Source organism: Roseibium sp. FZY0029 (genome assembly GCF_036350355.1).
Taxonomy (GTDB): domain Bacteria; phylum Pseudomonadota; class Alphaproteobacteria; order Rhizobiales; family Stappiaceae; genus Roseibium.
Map to the genome: position 1 here is coordinate 19,033 of NZ_JAZDVZ010000014.1, position 13,757 is coordinate 32,789.

Annotated in this window: 7 protein-coding genes and 1 pseudogene; 2 read left to right on the forward strand and 6 right to left on the reverse strand. The window is 59.2% G+C overall.

What is annotated here, in order from left to right; genetic code table 11:
* Positions 1-3 precede the first annotated feature (3 nt).
* The 6 genes and pseudogenes from V1T76_RS27850 to V1T76_RS27870 all read right to left on the reverse strand — a co-directional run bounded on the left by V1T76_RS27850 (position 4) and on the right by V1T76_RS27870 (position 12,808).
* Positions 4-1,356 carry a hypothetical protein gene (locus V1T76_RS27850; protein ID WP_330563931.1) on the reverse strand — a complete coding sequence of 451 codons (1,353 nt, stop codon included), beginning with the start codon at positions 1,354-1,356 and terminating at the stop codon, positions 4-6.
* Complete coding sequence (locus V1T76_RS27855) at positions 1,290-1,835, reverse strand: SCO family protein (protein ID WP_330563932.1); 546 nt, start codon at positions 1,833-1,835, stop codon at positions 1,290-1,292. The genes V1T76_RS27850 and V1T76_RS27855 overlap by 67 nt, the downstream gene beginning before the upstream one ends.
* Positions 1,835-3,613 carry a hypothetical protein gene (locus V1T76_RS27860; protein WP_330563933.1) on the reverse strand — a complete coding sequence of 593 codons (1,779 nt, stop codon included), beginning with the start codon at positions 3,611-3,613 and terminating at the stop codon, positions 1,835-1,837. The genes V1T76_RS27855 and V1T76_RS27860 overlap by 1 nt, the downstream gene beginning before the upstream one ends.
* Positions 3,610-11,496, reverse strand: a complete 7,887-nt coding sequence (locus V1T76_RS27865) for a hypothetical protein (protein ID WP_330563934.1) — start codon at positions 11,494-11,496, stop codon at positions 3,610-3,612. The genes V1T76_RS27860 and V1T76_RS27865 overlap by 4 nt, the downstream gene beginning before the upstream one ends.
* Positions 11,497-11,898: 402 nt before the next feature.
* Positions 11,899-12,246 (reverse strand): annotated as a pseudogene (locus V1T76_RS29075) (IS6 family transposase); the annotation flags it as partial.
* A gap of 10 nt (positions 12,247-12,256) precedes the next feature.
* Complete coding sequence (locus V1T76_RS27870) at positions 12,257-12,808, reverse strand: hypothetical protein (protein ID WP_330563935.1); 552 nt, start codon at positions 12,806-12,808, stop codon at positions 12,257-12,259.
* Positions 12,809-12,946: 138 nt separating this feature from the next.
* On the opposite strand from V1T76_RS27870, the gene V1T76_RS27875 reads away from it, so the two are divergent.
* Together V1T76_RS27875 and V1T76_RS27880 are read left to right on the forward strand one after the other, a co-directional pair.
* Positions 12,947-13,378, forward strand: coding sequence for a hypothetical protein (locus V1T76_RS27875; RefSeq protein WP_330563936.1), 432 nt, complete (start codon positions 12,947-12,949; stop codon positions 13,376-13,378).
* Between the two features lie 25 nt (positions 13,379-13,403).
* Positions 13,404-13,757 carry a YciI family protein gene (locus V1T76_RS27880; protein ID WP_330563937.1) on the forward strand — a complete coding sequence of 118 codons (354 nt, stop codon included), beginning with the start codon at positions 13,404-13,406 and terminating at the stop codon, positions 13,755-13,757.

Consider the following 13,757-nt stretch of genomic DNA (forward strand, 5'->3'; position numbering starts at 1 on the left):
CCATCAAGGCGCGACACGGACCACCGAAACGGACTGTGTGCCGGTCAGCTTCACGACACGATAATCAAGCTCGGGCAGGCGCTCGCCCGTCAGACGAAGCGCGTCGAACCCCTCAATAAACCGGGCGCGTGTCACCTGAGGGCCGGCAAAGCGGGCAGCCTCCTGCAACAACATGCGAAGCATGCGTACAATGTCCGGAGAGGCAACCGGCATGCCGTCCGTCGTAACCGGTGAAACAGAAAGTTCAAGTGCTTCGCGGTTGCCGCTGCCGGACAGTTTGCGCGCGGCCTTGATCGAAAGTGTGGCAGGCGCATAAATTGTTGTCCCCACAGGAAGATCAGTGGCATGGTCAAGGCCAAACGGCACAAGGATATGACGCGCTTTGGCCAGCACTGCGGGATCGGACGGCTTCATGCCGGCACGCCGCAATGCGCGCGCCTGCCATTCCGGTGCATCGGGAGCAAGAAGGATTGCGGCATCCGTCCCCGCCTTGTCGAGCAATGCCTTCCATTGCCAAAGCAGGCTTGCTGACATGGAGCGGACATCATGCGCCTGCTCGGTGCCGATCAGGGAACCGAATGGCACGATGACTGGAACGCCGCACAGCACCGCCGTTTCCAGCAAGGGTTCGAAATCCGCCAGTCCGGCAAGGACAAGGGCAAGCGCGCCCGCGCCCGGACAGCTGTGCTGCTGTGGATCAATCACCTGAAACGCGAATGCACGGCCATATATAGGATCTGTGGATCGAAAAGCCCTCGTCAACTCGGCTGATAGAGCCGTCGCTGCGGCTCCACCCTGTCCGTCTGCCACGGCAAAAAGCAGCCGGTCACTCGTCACGCCCTGCCGTTGGAAGGAAGGCAGCGCTTCCAGCCATGACCACAAGGCCCGCGTATCATCGTGGTCTATGGCGTAACGTGGCATGCGGCCCGACAGGGTGCGCCCATCGCTGCCGATCCCATCCGCCAAGGCGGAATGGAAACTGCCGACACTATAAGCCGGGCGAAGCGCGCCCTCACCGGTTATGCCAATCCTGTCGAGCCCGCCTTCGCCGAGGACGATTGCTGGCGCAATGGCATCCGCTTCTCGGCGCCCCTCTCCGTCGCGACCATGACAGCCGGAACATCTCAGAATTGCTGCGTTGCCAGGCCTGCCATTGACCACGGCGGTGACGGCGGTAGCCGCACTGCCGCGTCCCTCAAAAAGGGCGCGGCCGCGCTCAAGCGTTTCAGATCCGGCACAGAGTGGCTGGACCAGAACGAGGTAGAGAAAGGCAGCCAGAATGGCTGGCCTCAGCGCAATCCCGCAATTTCCCGGGCTGCCGCCAGGATGGTTTCGGCTGTCGCTGTCGTTTCCCAAAGGCTTAAGGCCTCCGTCGCGTTCTTGCTTGCCACGATAAAGTAGCTTTCATGATCGTCCAATGCACCGGCATCCATGCCGAGCCTATCCAGCACATGCCAGACCTCTCCCGGTTCCCCGGTGATCCAGCGCCAGTTTTCATTTTTCTCAAAGCCGTATTTCTCTCGATGCACCTCCAGCACCGCCGGGCTGTCGTTAAGTGGATCTATCGTGAAGGTCAGAAGCGCGACGTCAGTGCCGGCCTCGTCAGCCATGTCGGCTAATTGGCTCATGACCAGGTCGGACACCGGGCATATCGAGCGACAGCCGGTAAAGGTGAAGGAGATGACCGTGACAGGCGAGTCAAACAATTCATCGGAAAATGTCACCCTCTCTCCGGATGCGGTCAGCAGCTCTGTGCCGTCGAGATCAAGCCCGCCGGCATGGGCTATGCCGCAAGCGACAGAAAACCCCAGGATAGCCATGCAAAGGCGTTTCATCAGCGTTCCTCCACAATCAAGAAAACCGGCTTGCGAAAGCCGTCGGCCTCAGCGGTTACCGGATACTGACCGGGCGCACTGATGGTCATGTCAAAGCGATAGCTCCCATCTTCATGCTTGCGGGCGATCCTGTCAGCCCGATTGCCGAACATGTCACGGACCGTGACGTTGAGGACCGGTGGCAAGGCCTGCATGCCCTGGGGCCGTTGCGCGATTTCTAGGGCCACCGCGAATGGCTCACCGGCAACCGCTTTAAAATCCGGCGCAATGGCCAACGCGGCCTCGGTCTCCGGCAGCGGTGCGCTGCTTGCCACGTCGAAACAACGGATTGTCTTGTAGTCGTCGGTCACCGTCACCAGTTGCACCGGGCCCCGCATCGGCAAGCGCCCAACTGCGGAATAGCTGCCGAGTACGGTACGCCGGAATGTCCGGTCTAGCGTCATGATTGCCTTTGACCGAGCGCCACGAAGCGGAGTTGTGGTCATTGGCGCTGTCGGATTGCCATTGCCATACACATTGGCAACAGAAAGCCCTGGCGGCATTGCAACGATCCAGCCCCCATCGGCATCATGGACCGCCATTGGTGTGGCACGACCCACTGCTTTTATCTCATAGATACGGATCGCTGCCTTGGTGCCGACCCCGGAGAGCGGACCGGTGTCGATCAGGGTAATGCTGGCATCATCGCGATGGTTGACAAACAAGCTACGCCCCGCAAACAGCGCTCCAGCCGGGACGGCAGGCAGGTCAAACCGGTCTGCGACCCGTCCGGCCACAAGATCTATAAGTGCACCGGATGAACCGTCGTCTGACCAAACGAACCCGAAACGGCCAAACCCGTCGGCCACAAGCCCGCCAGGTCTGAAACCGGGATCAAGCCCAACCGGGGCGCGGCCCCTGGCGTGGAGTAGATGCAGAACACCGTCCCGCTTGAGCAGGAGCAAGCCCGATGCATTCCCGGCGACGCCGGCGACATTCGCCTGTGTGGGGAAGCCGCCCGAAGGCCTTCCATCGAGAGCTCCGATGACCGAAAGCCGTCCGTCCAATTCCAGAATGGCAAGCATCGGTATTTGTGTTTCACCGGTCTGGCCATTCTCCAGAACCGTGACGGATGTTACACCCCCCTCGGTTTCATGCTCAAAGAGCCTTTCGCCGCCGGGGCCGAACCCGGCAACACGGTTTCCGGCGACAACAAACATAGCCGGCCCCGCAACTCCGAACGCCTGTACATCTTCAAGCCCCTGCACAATTGATCGAACATGACCGCTCGCGTCAACGGCCAGGACTTCGCCGCGTGCCTTGAGTAAAATGGCAACCTCGCCTGCAAAGGGCACAATTGCGTCAGCAATCCCGGGCAGTTGAACAAGCTCGAATATATTCGCGCTTTTCAGGTCGGATAACGGATCAACAAAGCTCAGCGTTGCATCGGCATTTGCCGTCACGATAAGACTTCCTGTCAGCGATGATGCGTCCTTGAACAAGCCCTTGTTGAGCGAATACGCGCGCACTGCCGTGGCACAATCATCGTTGCCGGCCCTGATTGTTCGCATAAAACCGATTGGCCGCACCGGTCCGGACACCACCTTGCCGGTCGCCGGATCGAGATAGGCAATTTCGATCCGCACCATAGCGCCGGGACCGGGAAGGCCTCCATCGACCGCAGTGACCTGAGCTTCCACATCATACTGGGGAAGTGACTGCGGCAATGCCGGGGAAACCGTGGCCACCATCAAAATCCCGGCCACAATCCCACCAGAAACGGTGGAGGGTAGTTTCAATTCTCGCCTCCCGCCGGTTCCGTCTTGCTGCTTTTCGGCACAATGCGCATCAAGCCCCAGGTTCCGCCGGACATCAGCTGGCGCGGACCGTCAAACCAAAGATAGTCGCCCGGCGTGGCCGGTGCCTTCATGGCGGCCGTCACCCCTTTGCCAGGTGCGATCAGCGCGCTGTGTCCGGAACCGAATCCCGGAAACATGTCATGATAACCGGTGCCGGTTGGCACGAACGCCCGTTGGCGTGCCCTGCCCTGCGGCTCGACAATACGCACCATGATCTCCTGCTCCGCCTTGGAGTTGATCAACGCCGTATCATTGCCGAGCCTCTCATCGTCGAACAGGTCGGAGGGCAATGGCCATGCGCTCAAGTCAGATGTCAGATCAATCACGGGAGCCCAGGGGCATGACCCCTCACCCTTTCCTTCGCGTGGCTTGATACTGCCGAAGTAGATCGGCCATCCGCACTGTGACGACCAGTCCTTCGGACCGACGGTCTGAGGGATCATGACGGATTGCGGGGAACCGCTATGATCCTGCTCGATTGCCCTATCGCCACGCACGCGGGCAAAGAGCGCGTTGGTATCGTAAGAGACACCTTTCTCGCCTCGGTCATAGCTGTCGTCACAGATGTCGCAATCGGGGATCGGGCCGCCGGGACGCTTGCCCGCGGCAAGGCAAGAGTCCGAAGCCGGACTGTCTGCTGTGATCCGGCAGCCGCCCTGCCGGGCGTGATAGAAGGGCCTGCGCCGACCATCCCAAAGGTTCAGCCCGTCCTGCCACAACAGCGACATCTCTGCGACAAGCGATTTGGGCAGAATGAGCTCCTGGTAGTCGGCCATGCCCGACACCGCCGGAAGCGTGACCTTCTTATAGGTTACGGTCGTGCCCGGCTTGGTCGAATCACTGCCGCTGTAGTCGACGGTCTTCCAGTTTTCGGCAGCATAGCCGTAAGCCGCCCCGCCCTGCCATTGCGGCTTGATGCGGACAGTCGCGGGCGCCGAGCCGTTGTAGCTTCGCCGCACAGGGTCTCCCCTGCCAGCATACGTAGCTGAAAGCGGCTCGATGATCATCGTCCCAGCCAGCCCATGAACGCCATGGCTGATCGGATCGCTGACCGACTTGACCGGCAGGGTTCCATGCGCATGGGGAATGACGCGCAGCCGCGTGTCGACTTTGGTTTCCACATCAACAATGCTTTGACGGATCAGGCCCGAAACACATTGCTGGATGTCACCAGTATGAGGGATCGGGCTCAAGGCCGGCAGCGAGCTGTCAGCTTCAAACGCGGCGCAATAGGTTCGGCCAAGCACGTTGAGGCGGGCTTCTTCACCCAGACGGCAGGCCCGTACTGCGGATGGCCACATGACTACATTGCGCATCTTCCCGCCCGCATCGGCAACGTCGCAAACGAAATGACTCTTCTCATAAGTCGGAGCAGCAGGCAGCAGCGCGTTTTCGCACAGGGCCTGATACCTCTCCCGCAAGTCCGGCGTGCCCAACGATGCCTTGTCATACAGGCCGCAAAATTCTGCATTGTTCAACAAGCTGTCGAGCTGGTCGATCGCATAGCCGATGGTCCCGGCGAACATGACATCGATGGCATATGAAACCTCACCATCCGTCATAGGCGGCAATGCACGCCGCGGATTGACGCCAATCGGTTCGGGTGAATCGTCGACATTGGACATTTTCGACATTGGAATGGCAACAGCCAGTGACGCTGAGCCGCTGATTTCACCGGTCGACAAGTCCTGTTCGTCGGAGTCCCCATCCTTGATCTGGTCTGTATTGAGCCGCGTAATCCGGGGCAGGAAAGCATCGCCTGGCAGGTCGCGAAGGCCATCGCGGTTATTGCCCGACATTTCACCGTAGCGGCCGGCGGTCGAATTGGCTTCCGTTGTGCTTGTTTCGGTCAAGGCATTGACCACGACCAGATGAATACAGTCACCCGCATTAAAGCGCTGGACATAGGGTACGGCACCGCGCTTGGCTACCACCCTGCTCGCTTCCTCGATCACCTTCTTCCAGGGCAAAGTTCCATAACGGCCGTTTTCATCGCCGCCCAGCCTTTCGGCACGCAGGATCTCCTCCACGCTCAGGCCAAGTTGCGCGATCGGCACCGGAACGAACATCAGCCCGTCGGGATCGTAGATGACACCATTCTTGCCATAGGCAACACGACCGTTTGCGTAGGGCTTGTTAAGAACGGTGCCGTCGGCGGCAACCTCCCGGAGATGCCGCGCCTCAATGGCAACCAACGCCGAGAAGGCATGTGGTGCCTTGAAGCGCGCACCGGTTACGCGAATGTCCTTCTGGTCAATGCTTTCCTTTGAGAACCCGGCAGCGGAAAGCGCTGTCTTTTCTTCCGCAGTAAAGGGAAGATCATCACCATCAAAGAACGGGCAGGCGAGATCCGGATAGGAGGGAAACACGCTTTCAAGGCTTGCGGCTTCCTTGTCACCGGCTGTTCCGTAAAGAAGGATCTCCCTGTCTTTCCCCAAATCCAGATCTGTTGTCTGCGCTGCGGCAATCGCACGCTTTCTCTCAAGTTCTTCGCTCTCGTCAACCAGCAACCGTGCTAGGCTTGCAGCACTCAGCGGATGGCTTGCAAGCGGTTTCAACCGGTCGCCGACCCTGGTTTTCAGTTGTTCGCGGTCACTGCAGGTGTCGCTCCAAGCTTTCGGCTCGGCAAGTCTCAGGCAATCGGTCACATCGAGGGTGTCCGGCGCATTGTGGATGCGCAGCACGCCCCAGGCACCGTTCCAAAGTGCGTCGACCGTCCCGAAATGATAGAGCGAATCGCGAACCGGAAGGGCGGCCATACGCACCTCGCGGAAGTCGCCGGAACCACCAAACTTCATCAAATTGCCGGACTCCGGCGCACGGCCCGAGTCGGACGAGAAGACGCCCGCCATTTCGAAGTGCTCGGAAATGCCGATTTCCTGCGCCGTGACGAGGCCGGTTATGTTGTCGCACTCGGCGACAAGCTTGCGGTAGTACTCCAGCCAGTCAACGCTTGGCGGCCTTTTTTGGAGATCGCTCTTATTGTCGAACCATTGCACGTGCTGCCAAGGCCTGCCCGTCTCTGCTGCTTGCATGCAGGCATTCCAGCGCGTTGGTCCGTTGCTCTTGCCCTCGTCCGCATCGAGGCGGGCAAGAAATGCGTAGGCCTGGTCGACATTGCGGCGGAACTGGCGGCCTTCGAGAGTGAAGACATGCTGGACTTCCTGCGCACCTTGGATCAGGCGGAACATCACGCGTTCATCGGCATAGGCTTCCAGGACCGGTGTGCACGGATCGCCATGCACCATCGAGCGGAAGACATTGGCCATGTCGCCGGACAACTCCTTGCCTTTTTGCCGGCTGATGCTGTCCGCACGGCCATCGGCAAGCAAACCCTCGACGCTGTCACGGCTCTGGCCAGCAAAATCGGGACACTTTCTGCTGCTGATCAGATCCGTACCGCCCTCGCTCTCGCCGACACGAAGCGGCATTGGCTCGTTGCGATAGTTCACCAGATAGGGGTCGTGGTGGGTCTGCGAGATCGCCTCGGGACGGTCCGGCGGATAGACCGGACGGCCGTGCGCTTCCCGGATCGGCTTGAAGTAGTTCTCGGTCAGCTGCGTGGCCGCCTTGGCCAGCCATTCAACGGCTGTCCGCTCTTCGTGGATTTCGCAAGCCACCGCCTGCGCAGGCGGCAGGGTTTCCACACCTTCCGGCCGGGTCAGCTCATTGCCACCCTTGTCATGTTCCTGTGCGCGGCCACGATTGTATTCGCAAATGTCGCTGGCGCGCCTGAGGGGCTCCGTTTGCTTCGCATTGGCGTCATCAAGGGCTGCGCGGTAATCGACTCTCGCCTCCTTGATGAGGCGATCGAGCCCTTTGGCGTTGCCGCCGCCATCAAGCCCGGCATCGTCGCTGTCTGCCTCAAGTGCTGCCTTCGAGTCTGTGACATTGTAGCCGTCGTAGAGAAGCGCGAAGTCGGCGATGGCGAGGGCAAACTCGCGATAGTCAGGGTGATAGGGATCCTGCGCCGAAATCGCATCATTTGCCGTTTCGGTCGGGGGCGTCTCCACACGCGCCTTAGCACCCACGCCCTTGCCGGCCTCACCGACATCGATGAGCTCCGGTTCATGGGCGCCCGATGCGCTTCCAGCCACGGGCACCCACTTGCCAGCCTCAACGGTCTGCTCGGTACCGGATTCCGCCTGCGAGGACTCGTAAACCCTCACGATCTTAGTTGCCGGTTCTATTAGCAACGCATTGTAGAAACCGTGCTGCTGGATGTTCGACGGAGCAAAATGGTCATGGGTGAAGACCGTGCGCAAGGTACGGTCTGCCACGGGTGCCGCGTTGCCCCCATTCTCGCCCGTGTTGGCAAGGATGGGATCCGCAAACCATCGCTGGACGGTTGTCTGGAAACAGGTCGGGTTTTGCATCCGCCGTAGTTTCCAGATTTCCTCATGACGGCCGCATTTCTCTTGCCATGGAGAACCGGGCGCAACAGAAGCCTTAAACGCTATGGGATCAACGCCAAGCATCGGATCAAGTGACAAGAGGTAAGCATTGTCGGGATGTGCTAACCAGCCGGTGCCATCGCCATCGGTCTTATCCTTGCGATTGGCGGCGTGGATGCGCTCTTTCAGCTCATCGGGCGCAAAAGTGCCGTCTTCATAGTTGAAGCCGTTGCCGGAGCCGTCCGAGGACGTTACGTCAAACTTCACCAGGTGGATATGCTGGCCGATCGTATCGGTCGGAACTTTAGTCTGGAAGTCATCCAGGTCGAGTTTGTGCGGCGTTTCGTTGGTATGGCGGAACTCGATGCAATCGCCGGAGAAGGCACGGAAGTAAAACGGTTCTTCCTCGCCGCTGACTGCGCGTGGTCCTGCCAGCTGGTCGGCCACAGCCGGCTTGTACTTGTCGCTGTTTTCCGTCAGCACATTGATGCGCGCCATCGGATCATGCCAACCGGCTTTGTTGACGATCATGTCGAACTGGACAACCGAAGCCTCGAAGCGGCGGAAACCTGACAAGCCGGGATCGTAGGTCATTTCCTTCGGCGGGTAGGAACCGAAGGTATTACCGAACTTGTCCGCACCGCCTGCGAGAATCGAGCGGTAAGGTTTGTGGCGCTTGTTGAAATAGGGATAGGCATCGGATCCGGTGGAGCCAGCCGCCTTATAAGGATCCCTGAATGGCGAGTTGCGCAATCCATCGGGCGCGCCGCACGGATCTGCAAACGGCGAGCCGGGCCGGGGTGCCGCGCCATTGACCGCAAACACGCCGATCGGATCGGCAGGGTCTGATGGGCCGGCAAGAGGCGACGGCAGGTAGACAGATGCATAGCCGGAAGCAGCAGCACGAGCTTCAACAGCACTGTTGTAAGCTGCTCTATCGGTTGCCGGGGCACCGGGCGCCGGTACCGGCGGTATGACTGGCAATGCGCCTGAGCTGTCACCGGGAACACTTGCAAGTGTCACGCCATTGGCGTTGCGCAGCAGCAGGCGGTCACCGGTCACACCTTCGCGCAATCCCTTGTGATGGAATGCCATCGCATTGCGCTCAAGCACGGTGCCGTCCGGCGGCAGCAGTTCGATCTCGAGCTTGTGGTAGGCCTCGGTCAGATCACCGAGCGCCAGCATCTGCGCGACGGTAACCGGGACGATTTTGTGGTGATAGTAAGGAACACCGTCCTTGATTTCGAGCCCGGCGGCCTCAGCTTCGGAAAGACTGATTTCGCCTGCCTTCCATCTGGTTGCAACATCGCGGATGCGCTCGCCGCCAGTGACAATGTGTCGGCCAAGACCACCGTCCATACGTTTGTCTTTTTTGACTGCAATATCCATGGGCGGCTGCGGTGCGCGGTGCCCCGCCTCGCCTGCCACGTAGAACGGATAACCGGGAAAACCCCTGAGGTCCGCAATTTTGGTTTCGGCTGCATCATAGGTCGGCAACAGCGGTGCTGCCTGTGACGGCACGGGCAAGAGGCCGGGGATAGGTGTCCCTTCCTGCAGATAAGAAGCCTTTTCTGTGTCAGACAGTTGTTTATCATCCCATGCAGCCCATAAGACTGGGCCCTCGCCACTCGTCGGCGTCCCACTGCGCACCATCTTGCGTTCATCAGGATCCCTCCGGGGATCCAACGACAGCCCCGGTTTAAATTGCCCGTCGGGCAATGTGCGGGTGCCATCCTCCAAGACGTCATGGACCCGCCACAACTCCCACATGCCTTGCGCAAAATGTGGATAGAGATGGCAGTGGAAGATCGCATCGCCGGGCGTGCGGTTGCGATTTCCCGAACCCAGTGTTTCATACCAGCCCTTCTGCAGCTTGCCGTCGACCTTGGGGCCGGCGCGATATATCTCGGTGCCGCCACCATAGATATCGTAGCTCATGCCCTGCTGCGGGCCGATCGTCTGGCTGTCGAGATATGCGCCGCGGTTCCTGTCATTGCCGGCAAACCACTGGTGCGAATGCAGATGGAAGACGTGGGTCTCCTTCGGCCCCGCATGGAAATTGCGGAAGACGACGCGGTCATTGAGATAGGAGTGGTGCACGTTCGACGGATCGTCGACGAAACTCTCCAACAGCGCCGGATCACCATTAGCCCAGCTGCCGAGGAAGAATTCCTCATAGGCGCATTCCGGGCAATCGGCGGCCGGACCGATCTTCAGTTTGTTGGCCAGCACGATCGAGCCGGCGCCTGAAGCACCATAGTTGATGCCGAAACCGTCGCCGATGCCCGAAAACTGTTCGAAGCTGCCAAGCGATTCCATTTCCTTCGTGTAAAAGGATTTCAATTCGTCATGAAAGATGACGACAAACTCGCGGAACGGTTCGGCAATCGGCTTTTCATAGGGGTTGTTCTGATTGAGTGTCCCGGCACCACCCGGTTCGGCAGCTGGGGCCAGTGGTGGCACAATGATTGCGTTGATGTCGCCATGGACGATTTCACGGACCGGAAGCGTCTGGCTTTCGCGGCCAGGAAGCGAAATCACATCGGTTCCGCAATCGCGCAGCATGTTGGCAACGGGCATCATCGCGTCCGCGTCGCATGGGCTGGAAACACCTAGCTTCTTCACGGTTGGCGCACGATCGGCGTCGAGTTTCATTTCATATTCAGGCGTGCCCACCCGCGCATGAACAATGGCATCGTTGCGTTGCCACACATTGTCAAACGCTGCCATCGGCACCTGGCTGCGGTAGAAGGATGATCCCTTAGGCTCGACAATCAAAGCGCCGAACAGGCCATGAGTGAAGGAACCGCCATCGCCCTCCCCTCCTGCGGCTGCTGCCATCGACTGGAACAAATGCGTTCCTTCCCGGTCGAGCCGGTAATGGCATGTAATCGTGTCGTCCGGCTCGATGGCTCCAAGCCCCTTGCAGGCAACAGGGATGATCCCCCCATCCTTTGGGCCGGGAATCGGCTCAATGCCGGGAACCACGAAAGAAAGGGTGCGCGTGCGCGGAAAATCGGACCCTGCGCCGGCCACGTCCGCATCGAATTCATGGGCCTCTTCATCAGCCTTGGCGGCATCTTTGCACAAGGGTGCCGCATCGCCCGCGGTGGGATATGTGCTGACATGGGCGCGAATATCGGTGATGTTCGGCAGAACGCCATTGCCCGGCTGCGTCCTGCAAAAGGTCTTCGAAATGCCCGGCTGTGCCGGGCGAAGCAGATTGGTCAGGTTTATACGCAGGATATCACCCGCGCGTGCGCGCAGCACCAGCGGCCGCGGGCGCTTGCAGTCCTTCAGGCGCACTTTGCCGGCAATGAGTGCGCCGGTTCCAGGTTCTACACCGGTGCGTGTCGCGCAATCGCCTGCATTCCTCTTATCACCGAGTTCGCCGGCGCTGCTGACATCGCGCCGAAGCGCAAACACCATCCCGTAAGGGTCGAAGGATCCAAACCGATTGTAAACGATTAATTGATCTAGCGCGACAACATCGGCATGAACAATACTTGGCCCGGTTGAAACATTAACATCGCGGGCCGCCGCCATGGGACTGATTGCAACGAGGAGTGGCAACAGAAAAAGGATACCAAAAATCGCACGCGCAAGAGCCATGAGTTTGCTCCATTTACCAGCCAAGTTAAAGAAAATTCAGCGCATTTTGTAGTATTGCACCTTCGTCATGAACAATTTACGGCGTGGCGCCGTACAGGAACAAGCATAGTAATAATTTAGAAATCTACCGACAAACTCCCATTTATGCAAGGTTTACGTGTAATACGGCGTTGTTACGTAAAGTTTGCCGAGGCAAGAAGGATCCGAAATTCCTGTTTTTCAGGCGATGCAGGACGCAATTTTCCATGCCTCGAATGCTTCGAGGCGATGGTAGCGAATTGTTTGTGCTGCTCGGCGGCGGGGCGGAACTAAAAAGCAATTGCGGGCAGCGGGTTGCATTGAGGCGAACCTTTGTAGCGCTCCCGGCGACCAGGGGCCTTGCACGGCTCGTTCCCGTTTTCGAAATGGCAGGTGGCTGTTTTCGCTCCGATTGTCGGGTCCCTTGTGCGACCAATGGTCGATTCCGGGTGCCACGTCCGCCTTTGCTGCACCATAGGAGCGAAGTTTGTCGTTGATGGTCTGTTTGGGAACAAACCCATAGCGTTTCATCAATGCCACCCGCAGGCAGCTGGCCACGCTACTCCGCGCAAACATTATGTTCGGCAAGCGAGCTGCGTTCAGTAACCCTCTCGACCTCATTGCCGCGCACATCACAGCACCAGCCCATGCAGGGATTTGTGGAGGTGCAATTTGCCCTCTTCGGGGAAGGCCTGGCGAGAGCGTCGGCGCCAATGGCGCTCGCCAATCCCGTTCGCAGCGCCGTCAAGAACGAGCTTTCCAAAACGGCAAGCGGTCGCCCGTCGTTCAGGTCTTTGAGGATGAAGGGACCCTGTATGGTGGGATTGCTACCAGGAAACTTCGCGTGCACCTTGACTGCGTATGCGGGGATTGCGTCCACCAGACCTGGTGCGATGACGATTCCGGAGGCATCGAGCGGAACGCGATCCGCTGGAAGTGGAATGGGGACGCGCAATGCATCGATTGTCCTCTTGGAATAGGATATGAAGCCTTCCCAAAGTGCGCCCAATAGCGCGGTGGTAGAAACCAACCGCTGCACGTCACGCCGGCTGAGAAAAAGGATATCCTGGACCATGTCGCAATGATGCGTACGCCCAGTTTCATCTTTCACGATCTAAAGTGTCAGACCCCTGAGGAGTTCGCTGCTGCGAGGCCCTGAAAAGAGGCCGGCCAAACAAAAATTCTTCCCGTCTTGTCCGAAACCCGGCCTCGCGCACGTCCTTGACGAGAACGCCACTAGGGGATGCACATGTTCGTTCGTAGCCGGTCGATGGTTCTGCTGGATATCGCTCTTTATTTCATCGCCACGTTGGGCTTCGCGATGCTGTGGCACCTTGTCTGGTTCTCCGGCGCCTATACCGCGCTGAACTGGCCGGACCCGTCGGATGCGGACGTTCCACTCGGAGCTCTAGCCGTCTTCGTTCAAGCCGTCGTACTGGCGCTCACCATCGACTGGGCGCTGGAGCAAAGCCGGAACCGGAGTGCAATCTTCCGGGTTGCGATCCTTGCCTTCGCGTTCCTTTGGTCGAGCCACGTTATTGGCGACGCCGCAAAATGCGGGTTTCTTCCTAAGAGCCGTTTCGTGGCGCTGGAAAGCGTCTATTTGGCCATCCAGTTCGTGGTCTATGGCGCCTTGCTTTGGATCGGACATTCGCTTTGGGATCGGCGCTTCAAGGTGTAATGTGCAAATGAAGGAGGCACGGCCCGTGCTCTACTCAGTCTTGATTTTCGGCGTTGAGGGCGTCGCGGAGCGCCTGCCACGGGAAGAGCATGAGGCCTTGCTGGACATGCACCGCAACCTGCAGGCCAAATTGCAAGCAGAAGGTAAATACCGTGGCTCTGTCCAACTGATGCCGCCATCAACGGCCATGACGGTAGGCGAAAAAGGCGGTGTAGTCACCGTTCTGGACGGCCCCTTTGCTGAATCCAAGGAACAGATACTGGGTTTCTATCTCATCGAATGCGACACGATTGACGAGGCGATCGAAGCCGCGAAGGCCCTTCCACAAGGTGTCGCCACGATGGAGGTTCGACTGGTCAGTTGGACGGGCGGTCTTTAG

What these genes read in the sequence shown, in the direction of transcription:
- V1T76_RS27855 (WP_330563932.1), bottom strand. Translation starts at nt 1,835, where the DNA reads ATGAAACGCCTTTGCATGGCTATCCTGGGGTTTTCTGTCGCTTGCGGC.
- V1T76_RS27865 (WP_330563934.1), bottom strand. Translation starts at nt 11,496, where the DNA reads ATGGTGTTTGCGCTTCGGCGCGATGTCAGCAGCGCCGGCGAACTCGGT.
- V1T76_RS27875 (WP_330563936.1), top strand. Translation starts at nt 12,947, where the DNA reads ATGTTCGTTCGTAGCCGGTCGATGGTTCTGCTGGATATCGCTCTTTAT.